Origin of the sequence: Mycobacterium mantenii (genome assembly GCF_010731775.1) — a bacterium.
Lineage (GTDB): Bacteria > Actinomycetota > Actinomycetes > Mycobacteriales > Mycobacteriaceae > Mycobacterium > Mycobacterium mantenii.
Genome location: NZ_AP022590.1, coordinates 2668017 through 2692084 on the forward strand (window position 1 = coordinate 2668017; position 24068 = coordinate 2692084).

The window sequence follows — 24068 nt, forward strand, 5'->3', positions numbered from 1 at the left end:
TTGGCGCATGCCGATACCCGCTCCTAGCCCCGAGGCGCGCGCCGTTGTCACCGGAGCTTCGCAGAACATCGGTGAAGCGCTCGCCACCGAACTCGCCGCACGCGGACACAACCTGATCGTCACCGCGCGCCGCGAAGACCTGCTCAAGGACCTGGCCGCTCGCCTGACCGACCAGTACGGCGTCACCGTCGAGGTTCGCGCCGCCGACCTTGCCGACCCGGCCGAACGCGCGAAACTGTGCGACGAGCTGGCCGCCCGCCCCATCTCGATCCTGTGCGCCAATGCCGGCACCGCCACCTTCGGTCCGGTCGCCACGCTCAATCCGGCCGGCGAAAAGGCTCAGCTGCAGCTGAATGTCCTTGGTGTGCACGACCTTACGTTGGCGGTGCTGCCGGGGATGGTCGAGCGGAAGGCCGGCGGCATCCTGATTTCCGGCTCGGCGGCAGGTAATTCGCCGATCCCCTACAACGCCACCTATGCGGCCACCAAGGCGTTCGCGAACACCTTCAGCGAATCGCTGCGCGGCGAGCTGCGCGGGTCCGGTGTCAATGTGACGCTGCTGGCGCCCGGCCCGGTGCGCACCGACCTGCCCGATGACACCGAGGCATCGATCGTCGAGCGGCTGGTGCCCGACTTTCTCTGGATTTCGACCGAGCACACCGCGCGGGTGTCGCTGGATGCGTTGGCGCGCAACAAGATGCGCGTCGTCCCAGGCCTGACGTCGAAGGCCATGTCGGTGGCCAGCGGGTACGGTCCCCGCGCCATCGTGGCGCCCATCGTGGGTGCGTTCTACAAAAAGCTCGGCGGCGGGTAGGCGTTACTTCCGGCGGCGGCCGGTGCCGAAGATGCCCTTCACCGCCTCGCGTATCGCGGTGTTGATACCGCTTTTCACCGTCGGGTTCTGCAGGACTTCCTCCCACATGGACGGACCTTTCGACCCCTTGGGCTCCGCCGGTTCCGGCATCGGCGGGACCGGCTCGTTCGGCGGCACCGGCGGGTAGTCGGACCGGGCCTGCGGCGGCTGCGGCGCGGGTTGGGCTTGCTGATCCCGTGGTCCGGCCTGGGGCTGCGCCGGCTGGGCGACCGTCTGGCCGTATTTCGCCTGCAGCGGACTGTTTTTGGCCGCGGCCGCGATCTCGTCGGTGCCGATCGAGGCCATCAGCGACCGGGGCACTCGCATCCTGGTCCACGCGACCGGCGTCGGTGCGCCCTTCTCGGACAGCACGGTGACGACGGCCTCGCCGATACCCAGCGACGTCAGCGCCGACTCCAGGTCGTACACATCGGTTCTCGGGTAGGTGCGGACGGTCTTGCTCAGCGCCTTCTGGTCGTCGGGCGTGAATGCCCGCAGCGCGTGCTGGATCCGGGCGCCCAGCTGGGAGAGCACGTCGTTGGGGATGTCCGTCGGCAGCTGCGTGCAGAAGAACACCCCGACGCCCTTGGAGCGGATCAGCTTGACGGTCTGCTCGACCTGCTCGAGGAAGGCCTTGGACGCGTCGGCGAACAACAGGTGCGCCTCGTCGAAGAAGAACACCAGCTTGGGCCGGTCCACGTCACCGACCTCGTCCAGTTTCGCGTACAGGTCGGCGAGCAGCCACATCAGGAAGGTGGAGAAGATGACGGGGCGCACCGACTGACCGGTGAACTCCAGCAGCGAGATGATGCCCTGGCCCCGGTCGTTGGCGCGCAGCAGATCGTTCGGGTCGAGCTTGGGCTCGCCGAAGAACGTGTCCCCGCCCTCGGCATCGAGGTTCACCAGCGCCCGCAGGATGACGCCCGCCGTCGTCGCCGAAACGCCGCCCAGCGATTTCAGGTCTTCCTTGCCCGCATCGCTGGTCAGGTAGCCGATCGCGCCGCGTAGGTCGTCCGTGGTGACCAGCCGATGATTTTGATCCTTGGCCCAGTGGAAGATCAGCCCCAGCGTCGACTCTTGAGTGGCGTTGAGCCCCAACACTTTCGACAACAACACCGGGCCGAAACTGTCGACGGTCGCGCGTATCGGCACGCCGATTCCCTTGGTGCCCAACGACAAAAACTCGACCGGATATCCCGTCGGCTCCCAATTGTCGCCGGTGTCCTTGGCCCGCGCGGCGGTCTTGTCGTTGCGCTGTCCGGGCTGGGCCAGCCCGGACAGGTCGCCCTTCACGTCGGCCATCAGCACGGGCACACCGGCGGCGCTGAGCTGCTCGGCGATCAGTTGCAGCGTCTTGGTCTTGCCCGTTCCGGTGGCCCCGGCCACCAGGCCGTGCCTGTTGATGGTGGCCAGCGGGATACGGATCTGCGCCGCCGGGTCGGCCGCGCCGTCGATGACGACCGTACCCAATTCCAGCGCCTGGCCGTCGACGGCGTAGCCGCCGGCGATCTGCGTCGCGGCCGTGGCCGCCGAATCGGTGCTCATCGTGCTGCGCCCCTCTTCCCCGGTGGTTCGGCATGCAGTTCGACAACGCTCACCCTACTTCTCCAGCGGATACGGGGGAGAGGGCCGCCGCGGGCGCCACCTGGGCCTAGTCTGAGCGCTGTGCGAGACGAATTGGTGTGGATCGACTGCGAGATGACCGGGCTTGATCTGGGTTCGGACAAGCTGATTGAGATCGCGGCGCTGGTGACCGACGCGGATTTGAACATTCTCGGCGAGGGGGTCGACGTGGTGATCCATGCCGACGATGCCGCGCTTTCGGCAATGGGCGAGGTGGTCACCGAAATGCACTCGCGTTCCGGGCTGACCGACGAAGTGAGGGCCTCCACCGTCGACCTGGCGACCGCCGAGGCGATGGTTCTGGACTACATCGGCGAACACGTCAAGCAACCCAAGACGGCGCCGCTGGCCGGAAACTCCATCGCCACCGACCGCGCCTTCATCGTGCGCGACATGCCCGGCCTGGACTCGTTCCTGCACTACCGCATGATCGACGTGAGCTCGATCAAAGAACTCTGCCGGCGCTGGTACCCGCGGATTTATTTCGGTCAGCCGGTCAAGGGGCTGGCCCACCGCGCGCTGGCCGACATCCATGAGTCCATCCGCGAGCTGCAGTTCTATCGGCAAACCGCATTCGTCTCGCCGCCGGGCCCGTCTACCAGCGAAATCGAGGCGGTGGTCGCCGCCCTCGACGGCGGAAAAGACGCACCGGGGCCAAGCGATTCGGCCAGCGCGCCGCCAACGGGCTAGTATCGACGTCGCCGCTCGTTGACCCTGATCGTGCGAAGGTCGGCCTGCGGTCGTGGTGGGTGTAGTTCAGTTGGTAGAGCGTCAGGTTGTGATCCTGAATGTCGCGGGTTCGAGTCCCGTCACTCACCCCACAGGTCAGGGAGCATCGCGCTCCCTGACCTTTTATCGTGTTAACGACTCCCCGCAATGCGGATGCACCCGTGAGTGGAAAGCAGTGACCAGACAACATCCCGCCCCGGCCAGACGAGCCCCGCTTCGCGCGGGCCGTTGGGCCACGTGTACAGCCGTGGGGGTGGTCGCGCTGTTTCTCGGGGGCTGCGGCGGGTCGAGTCACACCACGACGACCGTGATCTCGACGCTGCCGGCCGAGACCAAAACGGTGACCAAGACCGTCGCCCCGCCACCCCCGCCGGGGCCCAGGACTTCGATCGAGAGCAACGGCACCTACATCGTCAACAAAGACATCGCCGCGGGCACCTATCGCACCGATGGCGGCAAATACGGATGCTATTGGGCCAGGCTGCGCAGTTTCGACACCAACGACATCATCGACAACAACGTCGGCGACGGCCCCCAGGTGGTCCGGATCCTGCCGACCGATGTCGCGTTCATGACCCGCAGTTGCGGGAACTGGCACAAGATCGACTGACCCGCACGTCAGGTGTTGGCGTTGCCCGCCTTCCACTGTGCCCAGGGGATGTTCCAGTCGCCCAGCCCCTCAATCCCCGGCAGCGTCGGCCCGACCGTATGCACCACCTCGACGATGTCGCCGCTCTTGCTGTGGTCGTAGAACCACTCGGCGTTGCTCGGACTGACGTTGAGGCAGCCGTGGCTGGTGTTGGTGTGGCCCTGAGCGCCCACCGACCACGGCGCTGAATGCACGAAGACGCCGCTGTAGGACATCTGCGTGGCCCAGTCGACCTCGGTGCGGTATCCGTTGGGCGAGTTGACCGGAACGCCGTAGGTCGAGGAATCCATGATGATGTGCTTGAAGCGCGCGCCGATGATGTAGACGCCGTTGGCCGTTGGGGTGCTGTCCTTGCCCATCGACGTCGGCATGGTCTTGACGACGTCACCGTTGACCCGCACGGTCACCGTCTTGGTGGTGTCGTCGGCCGTCGAGATCACCTCGTCGCCGATGGTGAAGTGCGTCTTGACGTTGTCCTCGCCGAACATCCCGTCGCCCAGATCCACCCCGTAGGTGTTGACCGCCACGTCGATGGCGGTCCCCGACTTCCAGAAATGCTCTGGGCGCCAACGCACTTCGCGGTTGTTCAGCCAGTAGAACGCGCCCTCTACCGGCGGGTTGGTGGTGATGTTGATGGCCTTTTGGGCCGCCGCCCGGTTCGCGATGTTCTCGTCGAAGCGGATCGCCACCGGCTCACCGATGCCCACCACGTCGCCGTCGGCCGGACTGACGTAGGGCATGGTCAGATGGGCGGGTGAACTGGTCTCGAACGTCATCTGCTTGCTGGCCGCGCCGCCCAGGCCGGTCGCCTTCGCGCTCAGGGTGTAGCGCCGGTTGTAGCCGAGCTGCTCGGTGGTCGACCAGCGCAGCCCGTCGGGACTCAGCTGCCCACTGATCGACTTGCCGTTCTCGTTGACCATGGTGACCGACGCGAGCACCCCATAGGCGACGGTCACGGTCACCGGCGCATCCACCGTCACACCGACGGCGCCGTCGGTCACCGAGGCGGTGAGCTTGGGGACCAGCAGGTCGGCGAACGGGGTGCCCTTGTCGAAGATGACCTTCGGCGGTGCCGCCGCTTGGTTGCTGTGACAGGCGGCGCCGAAGACAGCAATCGGAACCATCGCGGCCACCAGCCACGATCGCCGTCTCCGCAAATGCGCCATCCAGTGACCTTCCCAGTGTTTCTCCAGTTGGTCACCGCTGACCAGCGAGGTAGCTGCAGGCATTCTAATGGCTTTCGCCGACACGCCCATGCGTACGAAAGGCGGGGCGGCCGTTCGGTGTCGCCACCGCAATGAATTCGTCATTCGGGCGAGGTCCAGGACCCGCCTCAAGCATTTCCAGACCCGTTGCGGGCCGATTACGCCGGCAATCCGACCTCGTCACGCAGCTGCGCCTCGACCGTGTCGCGGGTGCTGACGGCCTCGACGCGCGCGAGCCTGACGATCGCCGCGGTCATCACCAGCGCCGCCACCGCCAGGGCGATCATCCCGGCCCGGCCCGTGTTCAGCGTCTCGCCGAGGACGACGACGCCGAGCACCGCAGCCACCACCGGCTGCGACATCTGCAGGGTCGGCATCGACGCGGTCAACGGACCCGCCCGGAACGCCGACTGACTCCACGCCACGCCCCCCAGCGCGACCAGGAGGCCGGCATACAGCTCCGGGGTCCGGGTCACCGCGCCCGCACCGTCACCGAGCCGGGCGACGACCTCTTTGGCGAGCACCGCGAAGACGCCCCACAACGACCCCGATGCGAAGGCGAACAGCGCCGCGGCCGCGGCACCACCCCAGATGCGACCGGCCACCACACAGCCGACCAGCAGCGGCCCAAGGACGGCGGCCACCGCTGCCCACGTTCGCAGCGATGCGCCCGAATGACCGGCCTGCGGATTGCCCACGATCACGACCACGATCACCGCGGCCGTCAGCAATGCGGCCCACACCCATTCGCCACCGGTCACGGTGCGGTGCGAGAACCTGGCGTTGATGGGCAGCGCGAACAGCACCGAGGACATCAGCAGCGCCTGCACCAGCAGCACCGAACCCCCGCCCAACGCCGCAGCCTGCAACGCGATGCTCGCCACCAGCAGCAGTGCGCCCCACCACCACCGCCGATTGCGCAGCAGGCTGGAGAACAATTCGACGGGGCCGGCCGACCGGTCGGCGATGCAGCGCGCAGCGCGCTGCTGCAGGACATCGCCGATCGCCACGCACAACGCAGAACTCAACGCCAGTAGCGCGGCGATATTCGCTTGAGCCATAAGGTTCTCCGTCGATGTCTGGCAGCGCCGGCATCTTCTTATGCGAAAGTCATTGCCCTAGAGCGCACCTCGTCGTGTCAGCTGCGCCCGGGCGCGGCTCTGGTCGGCCACCTTCGGATCATCGGTCGCGGCACCTCGGGTGCATCGCGGGCCCAACGGCCCCGCCCCACCGCGACCTCGCCGCCTTCGCCGGTCACGGATTGGTCCCGCAGCCACGACAACCACCGGGGAGCCCACCATGTCCAGCGGCCCATCAGGTGGATGAAGGCCGGCACCAACACCATTCGCACCAAGGTGGCGTCGACGAGCACACCGAGTGTGAGGCCCAGACCCAGCATTCGCATGAACGACACATGCGCCGGGATCAGTGCGGCGAAGGAAATCGACATCACCAGCGCGGCGGTGGTGACCACCCGGCCGATGCCGGCGATGCCCAGCGCGGTGCTCTCGTCGGTCTCGTGGCGCGCCTGGGCCGGCGTCGGCGGCGTCTCCCGGATGGCCTGCGAGGCCAGCCAGTACTCATGAATGCGCGAGACCAGGAACACCTCGTAATCCATGGCCAACCCAAAAGCGATGCAGAACAACAACACTGGGATGTTCGCGTTCAACGTCCCGTTGGGCGTGGTGCCCAGCGCATTGAGGTGGCCGTCCTGGAAGATCCACACCATCGCACCGAATGCCGCCGTCAGCGACAGCACGTTGCACACCAGGGCCTGCAGCGGCAACACCGCGCTGCCGGTGAGCAAAAACAGCAGTGCGAAGGTAATCAGCGCGATCAGCGCGAACACGAGCGGCAGACGCTTGGTGATCGCATCGACGCTGTCCCGATTGATCTGCGCCAGCCCGGTCATCTCCACCGACCGCCCCGCCGGGCCGCCGACCCGATGCAACCGATCGAGCTGGGTGTTCGAGGCCTGCGAGTACAGCGGCGCCGAGCTGCCCACGGTGAAAAATGCGCTGCCGTTGGCCATGCCGGTGGCCGCGGCGGGCGGCCCGACCCGCTTTCCGGCCACGAACGTCCCCATCGGTGCGGTGACCGCGGTCACGTCGGGCACCCGGGACAGCTCGGTGGCGTAACGCCGCAGTTCGCCGGGGGTCACCCCGTTGGCGTCGGGGACCACCACGGACACCGAGGTTCCCAGCCCGTTCGCGAAATCGTTGTCCAGCATGTCGGCCACCTGGCGCGCCGACGCCGACGGTGGGAGCACCCGCTCGTCGGGAAAACCCCACTTCACCCCCAGAAACGGCACGCCCAGCAACAGCAGCAGCACGACGACGCTCAGCCCGACCGGCATGGCGCGGCGCAAGACGAACTTGGTCGACCGGTACCAGAACTGCGACACGAGCGGCTTGTGCGCGGGATCGCGGAACGAGCGCTGCCCGTGCAGGACGCGGTGCATCACTCGGCGGGCATCCATCGTGTTCAACCGGGGCCCCAACAGGACGATCGCCGCCGGGGTCACCACGACGGCCGCGATCGCGACGATCACCGCGGTGGCCACGATGGTGTAGGCCGACGATTTCAGGAAGTACATCGGGAACAGCGCCATCACCGCCATCGACAAACCGACGGTGGTGGCCGAGAACAACACGGTCCGACCGGCGGTGGCCATGGTGCGGTACAACGCCCGATCCCGGTCCTCGGTTCGCGCCAACTCCTCGCGGTAGCGGGTGATGATCAGCAGGTTGTAGTCGATCGCCAGGGCGAGACCCATCGCGATGCTGAGGTCCAGCGCGTACGTCGACACGTCGGTGGCGAAGCTGATCAGCCGCAACACCGACATGGTGCACACAATGGCCAACGCACCCAGGACGATCGGCAGCGCGGCCGCCACCACTCCGCCGAGCACCCAGACCAGCACCGCGAAACTCAGCGGAATCGCGATGGACTCCATCAACAGCAGATCGCGCTGGTTCTGGTCGTTGATCTGCGCATACGCCACGGCCATCCCGCCGGCGCGCACGGTGACGCCGTCGCGGTCATGCACCAGGTCCTTGGTCAGCGCGCTGGCGTAGTTCTGCGCGTCGTTTTCCCCGCCTTTCAGGCCGGCCACAATCATTCCGGACTTGTCGTCCTTGCTGACCAGCTGAGCCGCGGCCGCGGGTGGTGACGTCCACGCCGACGACACATTGAGCACCCACGGGGACCGTTTCAGCTGCTCGGCGATCTCGGTGCCGACGCGGCGCGCTTGATCACCGCGGGCGCCGGTGGGCGCGGTCACCACAATCAGCATCTGCTGGTCGGTCTGGTTGAACTTGTCCCGAAGGGTGTCGGTCGCGCGGGAAGACTCCGAGGTGGGGTCCTGGAATCCACCGCCGGAAAGGCCGTTGACCACCGGCAGCCCGAAGATCGCGGCCCCCAGCAGGACCAGCACGGCGACCGCAATGATGCGGCGCGGCGCGGCGATCGCAAGCCGGGTGATTACGTGCAGCATGGCCTATCGCCTACCCGAAAGCGTGCCGTTTGACCCGCCCGGAAACGAATTGCTCGCATCGGCCCGAATTCGCGCGCATCGCTCCTATGTTCGGATCGAGGTTTGACCCTCGGGCACTCGGGTATCGAAGGTAAAAGCACCCTCGGTACGTGGATTCGCTGTGCGCAGTGCCGGTTTGCCTGGGCTACAAGCAGATTGGATGTGCTATGGACAACAAGGACGACGACACCAATATTCGGCATCCCACCGAAGACGATTGGCAGGCGGTCTTTGAGAATCAGGCCCGGACTTTCGGCGATCCGGTGGGCCCGGAAGACCTCGAGGGGTGGAAACGCCGAGTCAGCCTGGACAACATCCTGATCGCCGAGGATGTCTCCGATCCGGAGCAACCAAATCTGGTGGGAACGTCCATCATCTACCCCTCGCGGCTCACCGTGCCGGGTGGCGCCAACCTGCGGGTCGCGTGGCTGACGATGATCGCCGTTGCCTCAACGCATCAGGGCAAGGGACTTTGGGCGCAGCTCAGCGCCAAGGGGCTCGGCATCCTGTTGGACCGCGGCTATCCGATCGTCTGCGGCGTACCAACGCAGACCGCGATGTATGACGCATTCGGCGCCGGCGTATCGAGTTACAGCCACACCTACTCCATCGACCGCCGCTTCGCGAAGTTGCGCACCGCGCCCAGCCGGATTCGGGCGCGGGAGGTCAACGCCGCCGAAGCGCGACAGCACCTGCCGGAGATCTACGAACGATGGTGTGCCACAACCAATGGCGCGATATCCCGGGACGACGCGTGGTGGGCCGACTACCTGGACGACCGACCGACCCAGCGCGGCAATGGATCTGCGCTGCATTACACCATTCACCCCGACGGCTTTTTGACCTACCGGGTTGTGGGCTCGCACCAGCATGCGTTCCGGCCACCGCTGGGCACCGTGGTCGTCGAAGACTTCTGCCCCATTACCGACGAGGCGCACACCGAGTTGCTGCAGACGCTTTTGGTGCTGGAGATGTTCTATCGCGTCGAGATCGACGTGCCCCCCGATGATCCACTGCCACTCAAACTCGTCGACCAACGCGCCGCCGAAACCAAGGGCGTCAGCGACTTCCTGTGGGTGCGCCTCAACGATGTCCCCGAGACGCTCAGCGCCCGCACCTACGCCGCCGACGCCGACATCGTGCTGGACGTCACAGACCCGCTCGGCCTCGCGGGAGGGCGCTTTGCGCTGCGGACTCGCGATGGCGCCGGGAAGTGCACGCCCCACGACGGGTCTCCGGACATCGAGATCGGCCTGGCCGACCTGGCCACCGTCTACATGGGGGCGCACCGGGCTTCCCAGCTCGCCCGGGCCGGTCGCATCACCGAGGCACGCCAGGGCGCGTTGGCCGAGCTGGACGCCGCCTTCCGAACCGACCGGACACCCTTCTGCGGCACGGTGTTGTGACGCCTCAAGAAATGAAAATCCTTGCGGGACACGGCCGCCACCGGCGGTGGCGCGGCGATCCGGCTGTCTTGAGCACCCGCCGGCGACCCGCACCGACGCGAACACGGGAAAGCGCCCTCACCCCGGGCGGTATCCTGGACCGAGGTCGGGATTTCGCTCCGCGGCGGGACGCCTGTTATTGTCGCCTACGCGGTCTCGGCCGACCACAAGCGCCGTTAGCTCAGTTGGTAGAGCAGCTGACTCTTAATCAGCGGGTCCGGGGTTCGAAACCCTGACGGCGCACCAGCCACCGAATATCTGGGTATTCGGTGGCTTTACCGGTTCCGATGGGGGTTCACCCGATGGGTAACAATCTCCGACAAATCCCTTTCCCAGCAACCCCGCGAGCCCTACCATCTCTCCCGACGGGGCTTCTCAGAGGGGACTTGTGAAAACTGAGCTGAAGTGGGTCGAGCCCTACAAAGGCCACTTCCATGCCAACATCGACGACCGCAGCGAGTTTCGGGTCCATGCGGTCTCGACGGGCGGCTTCCGCGCCGAGCGGGTCGATGACGGGCTGGTGCACCACGACCTGGGCCGGGCCGGCTCAGCGGCGGAGGCGCAGGCGATCTGTCAGGACCTGCACACCCGGACCGTGCGGCGCGCCGCGTGGGAGGCCTACATGGCCGAGAACGATCCGCCCGGCTGGGAGTAGCCGAGCCCCTGGTCGCGCGAGGCCCCCGTCGAAGACATGGCCTCGCGTCAGCGATTCCTGACGCGACGCACCGTCACCACCACGACCAGCACCCCGACCCCGGCCAGCGACGCCAGCACCGCGGGCTTCTGCACAAATCCGATCACCCGGACCTTGAGGTCGTCGGCGAGGCGACGCGGGTTGGCCCGCTCGGCAAGCGAGTCGACGGTGGCCGCCAGCTGGTCACGGGCGACGTCGATGTCCTGCTTGATGGCTTCGGGGTCCCGGTCCGCCACTGTGTCCTCCAAGTCGCCCACTATCCGGCTCATGCACCTGCCCGAACTACCCTAGATCAGCTGGCGGTAACCCCGACGCTCCGGTGAACAGAAAGGGACCTACCTTGACCGAGACCACGCGCCTTGCACCGGGCGACAAAGCGCCCTCCTTCAGCCTGCCCGACGCCGACGGCAACAAGATATCGCTGGCCGACTACAAGGGGCGTCGCGTCGTCGTGTACTTCTACCCGGCCGCTTCGACGCCGGGGTGCACCAAACAGGCGTGCGACTTTCGGGACAGCCTGGCCGAGCTCAACGAAGCCGGCCTCGACGTCATCGGCATCTCCCCCGACAAGCCGGAGAAGCTCGCCAAGTTCCGCGACGCCGAGAAGCTGACGTTCCCGCTGCTGTCGGATCCCGAGCGCAAGGTCCTGACGGCGTACGGCGCCTACGGCGAGAAGCAGATGTACGGCAAGACGGTCACCGGCGTCATCCGGTCGACGTTCGTGGTCGACGAGAAGGGCAAGATCGCCGTCGCCCAGTACAACGTGAAGGCGACCGGCCACGTCGCCAAGCTCCGGCGCGACCTGTCCGTCTAGCCGATGACGGCGGCCTCCTTGTACTCGGTGATGGGCCGCGCGATCCCCTGCTCGTCGCAGACCCGCTGCAGCTTCTCCAGCGTCTCGTCGATCCCCGGCCCGAGCCGCTGGCCGGGCGTGAAGGTGGCCGGAAGGTGCTGCATGCCCTGGATCACGCCGATCGTCGGATAGTGCACGGTGCCTTCGGGTTCGCAGCGGTAGTCCGGCATCCGGTCCAGCACCGCCGTAAGCATCGACTTGAACACGACGCGCGCGACATTAGAGCCGATGCAGCGGTGGATGCCGAGCCCGAAGCTGAAGTGCCGGTTGTTCTTACGGCTCACGTCTAAACGGTTCGGATCGGGAAATATCGCGGGGTCGCGGTTGGCCATCGCCCAGGACAACCACAGGCGATCGCCCTCCTTGAACCGCGTGCCCGCTATTTCGAGGTCGGCGGCGATCGTGCGACCGTCGCCGGGAGCGGGCGTGAAGTAACGCAGAAATTCCTCGGTCGCCGAGTCGAGCAGGGTTTGCGATTCCCGCCTCAGCAGTTCCCGCTGCTCGGGATTTTCGGCCAGCCATTCGAGCGCGTGCGCGGTCAGCGCCGTCGTCGTGTCGAAACCCCCGCCGATGATCAAGCTGAGCATTCCGAGCAGTTCGTCGTCGGGGGCGGGTTCGCCGTCGATCTGCAGTCTTGCCAACGCGTCCACTATGCCGGGGCGTGGGTTCTCACGGATCTCGAGGAGGTGGTTGAACAGGTCCGCTACCATCGCCATCGTCTGCTCCAAAACCCTTGGGGCATCCGGGGAATCGGCGGGGGTGTAGACGTTGGCGTGGGCCGGCTCGCAATACAGCTGCCACTTCTTAAGCGGAACGCCCATCAGCGCCAGAGTCAGGACGGCGGGCACGACGTTCGCGAGATCGTCGACGAAGTCGATCCGCCCGACTTCGATCTTCTCGTCGATGCTGGCCCGCACGATCTCGTCGACGAACGGTTTCCAGCGCTTGACGGCCGCCGGCGACAGGTAGGGGTTGAGGATGCTGCGGTAGGCGGAGTGCTCGGGTTCGTCCATCTCGAGCATGCCGGCGCGGACGCCGGTGCCCTGCGGCAGCGTGGGAATCGTGATGCCCTTATAGCCGGTGCCTTCGCCGGTGACATCGTGGTCGTTGGACACGTGCGGGCACCGAGCGAGCTCGAAGACTTCCCGGCTGCCCGCGGCCACCCAATGCCCGTCGTAGGTGTCGGTCCACGCCACCGGGCACCTGGCGTGCATCTCCTCGGTGATCGCGGTGAACCGCTCGCGGTATTCGGGGGTGTGGCGATCAAAGTGGTAACGGTTGGTCTTGCCGGCGTCTCCGGTCAGGGTGTTTTCCGTACTCACGGTGGCGTCTCCTGCGGACGAGTGGCTGCATCTAGAAGCAGTATGCGACGAGACCATCGTTCTACATACGCAATCCGGGGTTCGAGTTTCGCGGGCAGCCCAGGTTGGCCAGCCGCAGTGTTTAACGCCGTCGCCCAGTACAACGTGGATGCGACCGCCCACGTCGCCAAGCTGGGCGGCGATCTCTCGCTGTAAGCGGTTACTGGGGCCCGGGGCCGCGAATGACTTCGCGGTAAGGCTCCTCACCCGCGGGCCCGAACCTGCATCCCGATTTCTTCAGGCGGCGTTCGAACAGGCGCTGCAGCGGGGTGGCAACGAACGTGGTGATGATCGTCATCAGCGCCAGGATCGTGTAGGTCTTGCCGGTGATCAGGCCCGCTTCCAATCCGACGTTGATCAGGATCAGTTCCATCAGGCCGCGGGCGTTGGCGAGCGCCCCCATCGCACCCGATTCGCTCCAGCTCATGCCCTGCCAACGCGCCGTCAGTCCGATGGCACCGAACTTCGCCGCGAACGACACGACGAGCACGATGATCGCCATGACGAAGGTAGCTCCGTCGAAGATCAGACTGAGCTGAGTGTTCAGCCCCGAGTAGATGAAGAACGCCGGAATCAACAGGTATGCGACCAGCGGTTCGAACCGATCTCGGATTGCATCAAGCAGCGCGCCGCGGGGCATCACGGCGCCGGCCACGAAAGCACCGAAGACGGAATAGATTCCGACCGCATCGGTAAACCAGCTCGCGGTCAGCACGACCAGCAGGACAACGGACAGGTGCGCGATCGGCAATCCACCGGTGCGTGCGACGTCGGCGCGGGGCGGTGTCCACGTTTCCAATCTGGCAAGGAGTGGCCGGCCAACGAAGACCATGAACAGCAAGTAGGCCAGCCCGCCTCCGATCGCCAGAACCGCGCCGGACACGCGGCCTTTTGCGGTCGCCACCAGCGTGGCCAAGAGTATCCACGAGCAAGCGTCGTCAACGGCAGCGCACGACAACGACATCGTCCCCAGTCGGGTGTTGAGCAGTCCGGAGTCGTAGACAATCCACGCCAGCATCGGAAACGCGGTGATGGCCACCGCGGAGGCAACGAACAGGCCACCCTGCCAATGCGCGACCTTGCCCGTGAAATAGCCGCCGAGGCTGACCATGAACCATCCGGTGACACCACCGAGCATCAATGGGATACCGATACCGGCGGCCGAAGTTGCACCTGCCTGCCGCAGATGTGCGCGCAGAATTTCGAGCTTCAACGACGCCCCCACCAGGAACATGTAAAGCACGAGCCCGAGTTGGCCGACGACGTAGATGGCCGTGAGGTTCGGATGTGTGAAAGTTTCGGCGCCGATGGTCAGCTTCGTAGGGAACAACCAGTGCTGCCCGGCCGGCCATATCCACCCGAAAACCGAAGGGCCGAGCACGAATCCGGCGACCATGATCGCGACCACTTGCACCTGGCCCAGCCGGCGGAAGAGCGGCCAGAGCAGGCGATAAGTGAGCAAGATGAATGCAATCTGGAGGAAGAAGTGCGACGTGATAGCGAGCAGGGAAGGCATCGTGGCTTCCTATCCGGAGTGGGCCGGCAGTTGGGGCGCGGTGAGTAGCGCATTCGCGCGCGATGGCGTCGGTTCATTCGGCCGCCGATTGCGCGTGGCGCTCGCCAAAAGGGCTGGCCGGGGCAACATTCGAATGACCGGTCGGGGGCCGGGCCGCTGCGAACCGACTGCCGTCATCGTCCACCAGATTTCCGGGGCAGGATTATTTCGTGTCCGACCAGCGGAAAACTGCGAGGCAGGCGATCAATCCACCCACACTCCACGCCGTCAATACCAGAAACGTCGACCAGTGTTCCCAATTGCCTGCCGGTTCGAATGCGGCCATGTTCGATGGTAAGAGCACCGACCGGAAACCTTGGGCCATCCACTTCACGGGGAACACGGAGCCGATAGTCAACATCCATGCCGGTAATGCGACAAGCGGAACGTATGTGCCTGACACGAATTGTAGAGCCACCGCCGGGCCGTTGGTTATCACGGCGGCGGAAACCGCGTTACTTGCCAAGTTGCTGACGAAGATGCCCAGGAGTGAGCAGCTGACGATACCCAAGATGAACACCCAGGACAGGGTGAACCATCCAAAACCATTGGTAGGTAAATGAAGTTTGAAGACGAGCACGCCTACCGCCAGGAGCACAACCGCCTCGGCGAGGCTTGCGACGGCAACCAAAGAGATTTTTCCGATGAAATACGAGGACGCGGTCGTCGGCGTCCCCCGCAGGCGCCTCAGCGCGCCGCTTTCACGGTCGGCCGCGATGCTGATGCCGAGGTTGATGAAAGAGGTCGAGAGTATCCCGTAAGCGAGGATGCTCGCCGCGATCACGGCGCCCGTGCTGGTATCGCTATGGGGCAGTTTCGTCGTGAAGATCGAACCCAACAGAATGCCGATCACGGCCGGCATCGAAAAGGTGAGAACCAACTGCTCCGGCCGGCGGTAAAACATCTTCAACTCAGGCACGATTCGCGACAACCCGATGCGCAGCGGTGACGGAAGCGGCGGCTGGACGACGGTCAGGCCGCGTCGCGGCGGTGCGGCACTTCTGACTTGGTCGATGTCCATCACGCCAAACCGATCAACTGAAGATAAGCGTCTTCGAGCGTCGGGCGGGAGACCGTCAGCGCAGACAGCTCCGCCCCGTCTCTTGACCGCCGCCGGATCAATTCGGTGGGGTGATCTGTCTTCTCCACGTGGACCTTGTCTCCCTCCATCCAGCGGACCGTCGCGGCCGAGTTCACGTATTCAGTCAGTTTCGCCGGCGAGTCGACTGCCACCGCCCTGCCGCCGGCGAGGACCGCCACGCGATCCGCCAGTGCGGCAGCTTCTTCCAGGTAGTGGGTGGTCAACAGGATGGTCGTGCCATCGCCGGCCAATAGCCTGATGAGGTCCCAGAATCGTCGTCTCGCGTCTGGATCGAACCCCGTCGTCGGCTCGTCCAAGAACAGCAATTCGGGCATGCCGATGATGCCGAGAGCGACGTCGAGCCTACGGCGCTGTCCCCCCGATAGCGTCCTCACCCTGGAATCGGAAACCGGGGCCAGCCCGACGAGTTCGAGTGTCTCCTCCGGAACACGAGCTCTTCCATAGCATTTCGTGAAGACCTGCACGGTCTCGGACACCGTCAGCATGCCGAAGTCGCTGGCTTCTTGCAGCACTACGCCGATCTTGGCGCGCCAGCTCCGCCCCGCGGTTCCGGGGTCTGCGCCCAATACACGCACGTGTCCCGAATCACGTTGCCGGTGGCCCTCGAGGATTTCGATGGTCGTCGACTTGCCGGCGCCGTTTGGCCCGAGGATCGCGAAAATTTCGCCGTAGCCGACGTCGAGGTCCAGGTCGCGCACCGCGTGCAACTGTCCGTAGGTCTTCGACAAACCCCGAACATGCACCGCGGAGGAACGGTCGGCCATCGTCATCGCCGGGCCCGGCGATGGAACGGGATTCACGACTGCGGCCCTCCCGTCCCCCGCTCGGTGGGACGTCGTTGAAGATCGGCCAGCACTTCCCGCAGGTCCGCCTCGGATAACTGCTCGATGAGTCGATCGATGTCATCGGACGTAGTGGCGTCCGGTCGCTGTTCGTCGAGCCCGGGCGGGTCGGCGCAGCTTAGTTGGAGCTCGCCGAGTATCCGAACGGCCAGTGAGTTGACGCTTACCCCTCTGAGCAATTCCAGCACCGGTAGGTCGATCGCGAAGGTCGCACCGATTCTTGTCCTGAAATCCATTGCCATCATTGAGTCCAAGCCAAGATCGTCGAGGGCGTCTTCGGGTCCGATTTCGGTCACGGCGACTTCGAAGACCGCGGAGACGATTTGCCGAACGAGGCGTGCGACCATGTCGAGCCTCTCGGCTTGGGGGCAACCTGACAGGGCGTCGAGTATGGACGATTCGGAATCGGTGTCATCGATCGCGGCGTCAGCCGTTCCCAGTTCGGAGAACATCGGCGGCAATTGTCCGACAAGCCCGACCCGGCGGGCCCGCGTCCAGTCGACGGTGATGGCGATGACGTTGGGCGCTTTTTGGTTGATGAGTCGATCGAGAATCTGGGTGCCCGCCGCGGGCGTGATCAACTCGATTCCGCGCTGAGCGTAGATCTTTTCGAGCTTGAGCTCTTCGACCATGCCGACCGACCAGGGGCCCCACCCGATGGTGAGAGCCGGCAGTCCCTCGGACTGTCGGTAGTGCGCGAAGGCATCGAGGAAAGCGTTGGCGGCGGCGTAGTTGCCTTGACCCGGTGCTGCGATGACCGACCCTGCAGACCCGAACATCACAAAGAATTCCAGCTCGTGCTCTTTGAAAGAGTTGTGCAACACGCGAGTGCCGGTGACCTTGGGCGCCATCACCGCGGCGAAATCCGCTTCGGTCATGTTGACCAGAAGCTGATCGTCGACAGACCCTGCGGCATGGATGATTCCACGAACCGGCGGGCCTCCGTCTCGGAGGTGACGACTCAGCCAGGCCTCGACTTGATTGGCGTCGGTCACGTCGACACTGGCCGTCGTCACTCGAGCGCCGAGGTGCTCGATGTGTCGGATCGCGTCGACGGTTGACCTATGCCGGTGGTCGTCGGACAGGGACGGCCAGCAACTCCTCGACGGGATTTCGCTCCGGCATAGCAACGCGATATGCCTTGCCCCCCGTTGGGCAAGGTATGTCGCGATGGTGCGGCCCAGGGCCCCTGCTCCACCGGTGACCACGTAGGTCGCGTCGGGTGTGAGTTTGGCTGGAAAGACTTTCGTGAGACTGCCGCTCGGGCGAAGACGCGGAACGAACGTCTTGCTGCCCCGCACGGCGATCTGGTCCTCTGGATCATCGCCGAGAACGTGCTCGCAGATGCGCGTGGCGGTCTCCACGTGATCGTCGGCGGCGTCGATGTCGATAAGGCCACCCCATTGCTTGACAAATTCCTGGTGGCCGACGACGCGACCGAGTCCCCAGACGACCGCTTGTTCGACGGCCAGCGCTTCGGTCCCGGGCGCCGGCTGCGCGTTGGCCGTGACGACGTAGAGGCGGGGCTGGACGATGTCGTGTTCTGCTAGGGCCTTGACGAGATGAAGTATCGCGAAAACGCCGATCTGGTCATTAGTTTCGGGCACGTCGGGATGTGGACGGATGTTCATCGGCCAGCAGTTGATGATGCCGGCAAGTTGGCCTTCCCTGGCGAGGTGTGTTTCGAGCAACTGGTGCAGTTGCCGGGGCTGCCGCGGGTTCAGCGCGTACCCGTCATCGAGCTCAGCGAGCGACTGGACGTGTCGATGCTCTACTGTCCGGACGCGCTGGCCGCTGCGCCGCATCCGCTCCGCGAGCGCTGAGCCCACGCCGGCGGCATCGATGAAGATCAGCCACGACATTCCCTCGGGCGTAACCGGATTCTCGCGGTGATCATGTTCGACGCCGGACTGCGCGACCCATTCGATTTCATACAATCCCTTGTCGACACGTTCGGGCGACATGCTAGACGACGCACTGAGCGATTGCACCGTGAATCCGTTGAAGACGGCGAGCGGTTGCCCGTCGTCGCCGACGATCGCGATGTCGCTCGCGATCTCGTCTTCGGTGGCCGATACGACCCGTACCTGAACGGTCATGTTCTCTTCGGGCGCGCCGTATATGGCGCTCCGGCGGATCCGAACGGGAAGGTAGGGACTCTCGTTCGCGTCCCGCCGGAAAAGCGATGTGCCCAGCAGCGTTTGGAAGGCGCCGTCGATGAGAGCCGGATGGAATCGGTATCTGGCGACTTCTCCGGTGAGGCTCGCGGGAATGGCGATCCGGGCTGTCGCCCAGCCGTCTCCGGCAGTGGCATCGGTGATGGTCTGGAACGCGTCACCGTACGCCAAGCCGACGGCTCGGGTGCGGGAATAGAATTCGTCGCCGTCGATGGTGATGACTTGCCCTGTCGCGCTGGGGAAATCGTGACGGCCGGGCGATCGCGGACGTGCATTGAGTTCCGCGGTCGCCGTTATCGTCCACTTCAGCTCGCCGCCCGCCGTCGCGGTGAATGCCGCGAATTCGAGCATCCCAGTGTCCTGGTTGAGGGTTGTCCTGAGGATGGGGTCGCATGTGTCGTCGAGGATGAGGGCGCGATGCAGCGTCAGGTTCTCCACCCTGTGGTCCGCTGACCCGTAGGCTTCTTCACCAGCGGCCAAGGCCATTTCGATGTATGCCGCCCCGGGCAGCAGAACACTTCCCTGGACTTGGTGATCCGCGATGAAGGGGACGGTGGCGGTGCTCAACTCCAGTTCCCAAGTGGGGTGCACGGCGCTCACCGCTTGCCCGAGCAGCGGATGCACCGGGTTGTAGTGCAGGTCCTCCGCGGCTTCCTGGGTCTCGTTCCAATACCGTCTGAATTGCCATGGGTAGGAAGGGAGCTTCACCGGCCGCGCCGCCTGGCTCGGGTATAAAGCGTCCCATCCCACCGGGTGGCCGTGGCAGTGCAGTGCGGCAACGCAATTCATCAGCGTGCGGCTATCGTCCTCGTTGCGTCGCTGGCTCGCCAGGACGACAATGTCTTTGTTCTGGGCTGCGGCGATCTCGGCGATCGACGGCGCCAGAACGGGATGTGGTCCCAGCTCGACGAAGTGGGTGTATCCCTCATCGAGCATCCGGGTGACCGCGGGCTCGAAAAGTACTGTGGCGCGAGTATTTTGCCACCAGTAGGCGGCACCGGCGGCGTATCCCTCCAACCGTTCCCCGGTCACGGTAGAGTACAGCGGGATCGTCGCCGCTTTCGATGACAGCCCGTCCAAGGCGCTGTGCAGATCGTCTCGCACCGCGTCCATGTAGTGAGTGTGATATGGCACTTCCACGGCGAGAAACTTGTTGAAGACGTTGCGTTCATCGAGTTGGCGGGCGATCTCTTCCAGGACATCGCTGTCTCCCGCGACGGTGACCGCCGATGGGCTGTTGACCGCGGCGATAGACACCCGCCCCCCGACGTGGTCGAACGTCGCGCCGTCGATCCACTGAGTGAGCGCTTCGGCGCTGAGGCCGACGGCGAGCATCCGGCCCAGCCCGCGCGTGCGTTGCTGGAGGCGGCTCCGGTGATAAATGACGCGGATCGCCTGCTCGAAGGTGAGGACACCGGCCAGGTAGTGAGCGGCGACCTCACCGGCGCTGTGTCCGATCACGGCGTCGGGGTTGACCCCGAACTGCTTGAGCTGCTCGGCGATCGCTATCTGAATGGCGAAGTTGGCGGGTTGCGCGATGTCCGTTTCCGCCATACGAGAGCCGGGCTCGTCGGCTCGGAGCTCGTCGATCAATGACCAGTCGGCGTAACGAGCGAGCTCGCGGTCGCTTCGCAGAATGCTGTCGGTGAAGGCGGGATAGACGTCCAGCAGTCCGCGGCACATCTTCCACCACTGGGGTCCCATCCCGGTACAGACAAACGCCAACTTGGGCGAAGTTGGTGGTGTGCGGCCCGCGGGGCTCCGCCGGCCTTCGGCGAAAGCCTCGAGCTGGTCAAGCGCGTCGGCAATGCTGTCCGCGACGAGGGCACCGCGATATTTCAGGTGCGACCGACGCCGGCTGAGGGTGTAGCCGAGGTCGTGCAGTGCGAGGTCGGGGTGGGCGCGCAGGTGCTCGGCCAATCGGCCGGCCGTCGCCACCAACGCCTCCTCTGTCCGCGCGGAGATCGGCAGCACGGCCAGCGGCGGCCGCTGAGCGTGATTCGAGGTTTCGGCGCGAACTGCGGCCGGGGGCTCAGCGAGCACAACGTGGGCGTTGGTGCCGCCAAAGCCGAACGAGTTGACCCCCGCCACGCGTCGCCCGTCGCCCGGAAACGGGCGACTGGTCCCGGCGACGGCAAGGCCCGAGCTCCCCAGGGCAATCGGGTTTTTCAGGTGCAGGTTCGCCGGGATGTAGCCGTGTTTGAGCACTAGTGCCGCTTTGATCAGCCCGGCTACCCCCGCGCCGGCCTCAAGATGGCCGATGTTGGTTTTGACCGATCCGATCAGCAGTGGATCCGATGCCGGCCGTTCTGCGGCAAGGACATTGGCGAGGGCGCGGACCTCTATGGGATCGCCGACGGGGGTACCAGTGCCGTGCGCCTCCACGTACCCGACTTCGCCGGGCCGAACGCCCGCTCGTCGCAAGGCGGTGGTGATCGCCGCTTCTTGTGCTTCGGCGCTGGGGACGGTGATGCCGTCGGTGCGCCCGTCCTGCGACACGGCGGTGCCGAGGATCTGGGCGTAGATTTCGTCGCCGTCGGCCAGCGCCCGCTGCAGTGGTTTGATGACGACGACCGCGCCACCTTCTCCGCGCGCGTAGCCGTCAGCGGAATCGTCGAAGGCCTTGCAGCGGCCGTCCGGGCTGAGAAATCCGCTCTTCGATTCGGCGATGGCGGTATTCGGGCCGATCATGATGTTGACGCCACCGGCTAGCGCGAGGTCGCATTCGCCGTTCCAGATGCTCAGCGCCGCAAGGTGAACGGCGACCAGTGAACTCGAGCATGCCGTATCGACCGTCATGCTTGGTCCGCGGAAATCGAAGGCGAACGAGATCCGGTTCGCCAGCATGGTCATCATCATTCCGGTGGCGGAATGGGTTTTGAATCGGTACCGGCTGGCGCGTCCCTGATTTTGCAGAAGTTGGTAGTCGAGGGTGAAACCACCGATGAAGACGCCGACCTCGGTGCCCGCCAGGCTGTCCGGGGCTATTCCGCCGTCTTCCAGAGCCTCCCACGTCGTTTGAAGCAGAAGGCGTTGCTGTGGATCGACTAAGTTCGCCTCTCGTGGAGAGATACCGAAGAATTGCGGGTCGAATTGGTCTATCTCGCTGAGGAATCCGCCTCGACGGGTAACCATCTTGCCGACCTTCGCCGGGTTCGGATCGTAGTATTTCTCGGCATTCCATCGTGTTTCGGGGACTGTGCACGTCGCGTCGATTTCACTGCACAGCAGGTTCCAGTAGCTGTGTGGCGTGTGGGCGCCGCCCGGAAAGTGACACCCGATGCCGACGATCGCCAAGGGTTCGCGAGTGCTGTGTTCGGCGGGCATGCTCATCCTTTCCCCGTACGGCCTTTGTCCAGCTTGCGCGGGATTGCCGCGGCAGGCCGTTGCGTGCGTATTCGGAGTTTGTGTGCATCTGCGGACGCCTGTGGTTCGCCGTGCTCTCCGCCGAGAGCAAAGGGAACGCTGGGCCGGCGAATGTGCAAGGCTCCGAGAGCCAGACCGCGGGCGATTCTTCTTCGGGTCAACTTGCTTCTAGTGCGGGTACGGTGCCGAGAATCCAATCTTGGCTGATCGGATTATTTGCCTGCTCATGGCGATAGATGGATCGGAGCTCGCGCAGCAGAGGGTCTTGTTGCCAGGCCTGCACCTGCCGCATCACGCCGTCTTCGGCGAAATCAACACATTTCTCCGACACCACGGTCTCGACCAGGTGGCCTGCAAGCTGACGCAGGAGCCGGGCGTTCGCATCGAACTGTGCGGCGAAGTCCGCAGTTTCTTTCATCATCGCGATGTGGAGCGTCACCATGAAATTCAACGGCGAGTACAAATCGACGAATTGCGCTGCCGGACAGGCGATCTCGACCGAGGCCCACTCGCGGAAGAATCTTTGCGTGCGGTTACTGAGCGCGATAAGCCCTTCCAGGTGGGGCACCACCTGAGGGTCGTCTGCCACACTGACGAATCGACCGTTTCTGTAGAGCAAGCCCACGAAGCCCCAATAGAACGCGATATCCCAGATTACTTTGGCCGACATGACGGCGGGCGAGCCCATCAGTTGGTATTGGTCGCGGTAGACAGCAAGCCACATGTCGGTGAGGGACCGGAACAGAGAATCGCTGATGCCGGATCGTGCCACGACATCCTCGCCGTCAAGCTCGCGGGCGATCATGTCGGTGATCAGGCCGTTGCCGATCGCGATCAGGTCGAGCCCCGACGAATACAGGGGATCCAGGAAGATTCCCGAGTCGCCGGTGAGACACCAACGGTCACGGCCGTCATACACCTTGGTGGCGCCGTGACTGTAGTTTTTCATCACCCTGAAGTCTCTGATCAGGTGTTCGTGCTCTGCCAGGACCGCTGCGCACTGCGGCTCGTATTGGCGCAGCCACGTTCGGGCTTTAGCGAGCGTGTTGAAGCGGTCGAACTCGTGGAAGGCGGGGTCCGCAACGATCCCAACGCTGGTCGATCCCGACGCGAGCCGGATCAGCCAGACCCAATAGCCCTCGCCCATCAGATGATTCGTGGACAGCGCACGATCGCCTTCGATGAGGCGCGCCTGCCAAGCTGGATCATCACTCCACTGACCGATGTCTATTTCAGTCGCGACACGTAGCCACACCGCATTGCAGTTGTGTTTGTTGGGGCGCTTCAGGCCGAGTTGGCGGGGCAGGGTCCGGTTGCGGCCCGATGCGTCGACGATCCAGCGCGCCGTGGTGTGGGTGATCGTTTCACCGTTCTGCACGGAGACCGTGTGTGCGCGCCCCCCTTGGCCGCCCCCGACCGACAGGACTCGACCGCGGAGGATGGCAACACCTGCGGCCAGGCAACGCCGGTAAAGCTCGTTCTCCAACCTGCCGCGGTCGATTTGATAGGTCACCTGCGGTATGAATGCGGAGCTGCCGAGCTCCAACCGCCGGGCGATATCCGTGTTCCCATCGTGCGAGAAAAACATCCGCAACCCCATTTTGCGGATCTGGGCGGTATGCAGATGATCGCCCAATCCGAGCCGATCCCGGAGGTAATGAGCGGAAACCTCGACTGTCGACTCCCCGACCGTGTGGGTGACCTCCGGAACGGGGTGCGACGTCGGAGAAATGATGAGGATTCGAGTCTGCGGACGCACGCTACGGAGCTCAAGCGCCAGCGTGAGGCCAGCGACGCCGCCTCCGAGAATGGTGACGTCGTGATCGGCGGAGGCTGAATCGGCGTCCAAGCGGGTCATGATTCTGGCCGCCAGGGTCTCGCGTTCCTCCGAGCTCAAGTGCGACAGCTGCGCTCGCACGTCCACGCGTCCCCCTCTTACCAAGAGAGTCAGTTCACTTACTTAATAGTTAAGAAGGTTACACGAAATGGGGGCGGTGGCAAGCGGATGAGCACTTGCGCCCGCTGAGGCAGGCCACCGGAGAACTGTCCCACCAGATTCGTTGCGGCAGACTGAATTTC

17 protein-coding genes and 2 tRNA genes are annotated in these 24068 nt (G+C 64.9%); 8 read left to right on the forward strand and 11 right to left on the reverse strand.

Annotated features, from left to right (window positions below):
- Window positions 1-7 precede the first annotated feature (7 nt).
- On the forward strand, window positions 8-814 hold the full coding sequence (cmrA, locus tag G6N50_RS11965) for a mycolate reductase (RefSeq protein WP_083094196.1): 807 nt from the start codon (window positions 8-10) through the stop codon (window positions 812-814).
- Window positions 815-817: 3 nt separating this feature from the next.
- Here cmrA and G6N50_RS11970 read toward each other — a convergent pair whose 3' ends face one another.
- Window positions 818-2398, reverse strand: a complete 1581-nt coding sequence (locus tag G6N50_RS11970) for a helicase HerA-like domain-containing protein (RefSeq protein WP_083094197.1) — start codon at window positions 2396-2398, stop codon at window positions 818-820.
- A 120-nt stretch (window positions 2399-2518) separates the two neighbouring features.
- Between G6N50_RS11970 and orn the strand changes: the two genes are divergently transcribed.
- From orn to G6N50_RS11985, 3 genes are all read left to right on the forward strand, one after another.
- Window positions 2519-3166, forward strand: coding sequence for an oligoribonuclease (orn, locus tag G6N50_RS11975; RefSeq protein ID WP_083094198.1), 648 nt, complete (start codon window positions 2519-2521; stop codon window positions 3164-3166).
- 55 nt (window positions 3167-3221) lie between these two features.
- Window positions 3222-3297: transfer RNA gene (locus G6N50_RS11980), tRNA-His, on the forward strand.
- A gap of 170 nt (window positions 3298-3467) precedes the next feature.
- A complete protein-coding gene (locus G6N50_RS11985; protein WP_276053453.1) occupies window positions 3468-3815 on the forward strand; it encodes a hypothetical protein in 348 nt (115 codons plus the stop codon).
- Between the two features lie 8 nt (window positions 3816-3823).
- Here the strand turns inward: G6N50_RS11985 and G6N50_RS11990 are convergent, their stop codons facing one another.
- From G6N50_RS11990 to G6N50_RS12000, 3 genes are all read right to left on the reverse strand, one after another.
- Window positions 3824-5020, reverse strand: a complete 1197-nt coding sequence (locus G6N50_RS11990) for a L,D-transpeptidase (RefSeq protein ID WP_083094336.1) — start codon at window positions 5018-5020, stop codon at window positions 3824-3826.
- A 197-nt stretch (window positions 5021-5217) separates the two neighbouring features.
- The gene (locus G6N50_RS11995) at window positions 5218-6120 is read right to left on the reverse strand and encodes a DMT family transporter (RefSeq protein ID WP_083094200.1); all 903 of its coding nucleotides are present in this window, start codon (window positions 6118-6120) and stop codon (window positions 5218-5220) included.
- Between the two features lie 77 nt (window positions 6121-6197).
- Window positions 6198-8555 (reverse strand): MMPL family transporter, encoded by a 2358-nt coding sequence (locus G6N50_RS12000; protein ID WP_083094201.1) that lies wholly within the window; start codon window positions 8553-8555, stop codon window positions 6198-6200.
- A gap of 206 nt (window positions 8556-8761) precedes the next feature.
- Here G6N50_RS12000 and G6N50_RS12005 point away from each other — a divergent pair, with 206 nt between their 5' ends.
- The 3 genes from G6N50_RS12005 (at window position 8762) to G6N50_RS12015 (ending at window position 10694) form a co-directional block, all read left to right on the forward strand.
- On the forward strand, window positions 8762-10000 hold the full coding sequence (locus tag G6N50_RS12005; protein WP_083094202.1) for a GNAT family N-acetyltransferase: 1239 nt from the start codon (window positions 8762-8764) through the stop codon (window positions 9998-10000).
- Window positions 10001-10209: 209 nt separating this feature from the next.
- Window positions 10210-10285: transfer RNA gene (locus G6N50_RS12010), tRNA-Lys, on the forward strand.
- Window positions 10286-10427: 142 nt separating this feature from the next.
- Window positions 10428-10694: an Ntn hydrolase family protein gene (locus G6N50_RS12015; RefSeq protein WP_083094203.1), complete on the forward strand. Its 267-nt coding sequence runs from the start codon at window positions 10428-10430 to the stop codon at window positions 10692-10694.
- A 47-nt stretch (window positions 10695-10741) separates the two neighbouring features.
- On the opposite strand, the gene G6N50_RS12020 is transcribed toward G6N50_RS12015, so the two are convergent.
- Entirely contained in the window at window positions 10742-10969 is a 228-nt protein-coding gene (locus G6N50_RS12020) for a DUF3618 domain-containing protein (protein ID WP_083094337.1), read from the reverse strand.
- A 104-nt stretch (window positions 10970-11073) separates the two neighbouring features.
- Here G6N50_RS12020 and bcp point away from each other — a divergent pair, with 104 nt between their 5' ends.
- The gene (gene bcp / locus G6N50_RS12025; RefSeq protein ID WP_083094204.1) at window positions 11074-11547 is read left to right on the forward strand and encodes a thioredoxin-dependent thiol peroxidase; all 474 of its coding nucleotides are present in this window, start codon (window positions 11074-11076) and stop codon (window positions 11545-11547) included.
- On the opposite strand, the gene G6N50_RS12030 is transcribed toward bcp, so the two are convergent.
- The 6 genes from G6N50_RS12030 to G6N50_RS12055 form a co-directional block, all read right to left on the reverse strand.
- Entirely contained in the window at window positions 11544-12908 is a 1365-nt protein-coding gene (locus G6N50_RS12030; RefSeq protein ID WP_083094205.1) for a cytochrome P450, read from the reverse strand. The two genes, bcp and G6N50_RS12030, sit on opposite strands and share 4 nt — an antisense overlap.
- Window positions 12909-13107: 199 nt before the next feature.
- Complete coding sequence (locus G6N50_RS12035; protein ID WP_083094206.1) at window positions 13108-14463, reverse strand: cation:proton antiporter; 1356 nt, start codon at window positions 14461-14463, stop codon at window positions 13108-13110.
- 202 nt (window positions 14464-14665) lie between these two features.
- Complete coding sequence (locus G6N50_RS12040) at window positions 14666-15523, reverse strand: ABC transporter permease (RefSeq protein ID WP_083094207.1); 858 nt, start codon at window positions 15521-15523, stop codon at window positions 14666-14668.
- Entirely contained in the window at window positions 15523-16368 is an 846-nt protein-coding gene (locus tag G6N50_RS12045; protein ID WP_142275488.1) for an ABC transporter ATP-binding protein, read from the reverse strand. The genes G6N50_RS12040 and G6N50_RS12045 overlap by 1 nt, the downstream gene beginning before the upstream one ends.
- Before the next feature lie 32 nt (window positions 16369-16400).
- Window positions 16401-21950, reverse strand: a complete 5550-nt coding sequence (locus G6N50_RS12050) for a type I polyketide synthase (protein WP_083094338.1) — start codon at window positions 21948-21950, stop codon at window positions 16401-16403.
- A gap of 196 nt (window positions 21951-22146) precedes the next feature.
- Window positions 22147-23907 (reverse strand): NAD(P)/FAD-dependent oxidoreductase, encoded by a 1761-nt coding sequence (locus G6N50_RS12055; RefSeq protein WP_083094339.1) that lies wholly within the window; start codon window positions 23905-23907, stop codon window positions 22147-22149.
- Between the last annotated feature and the right edge of the window lie 161 nt (window positions 23908-24068).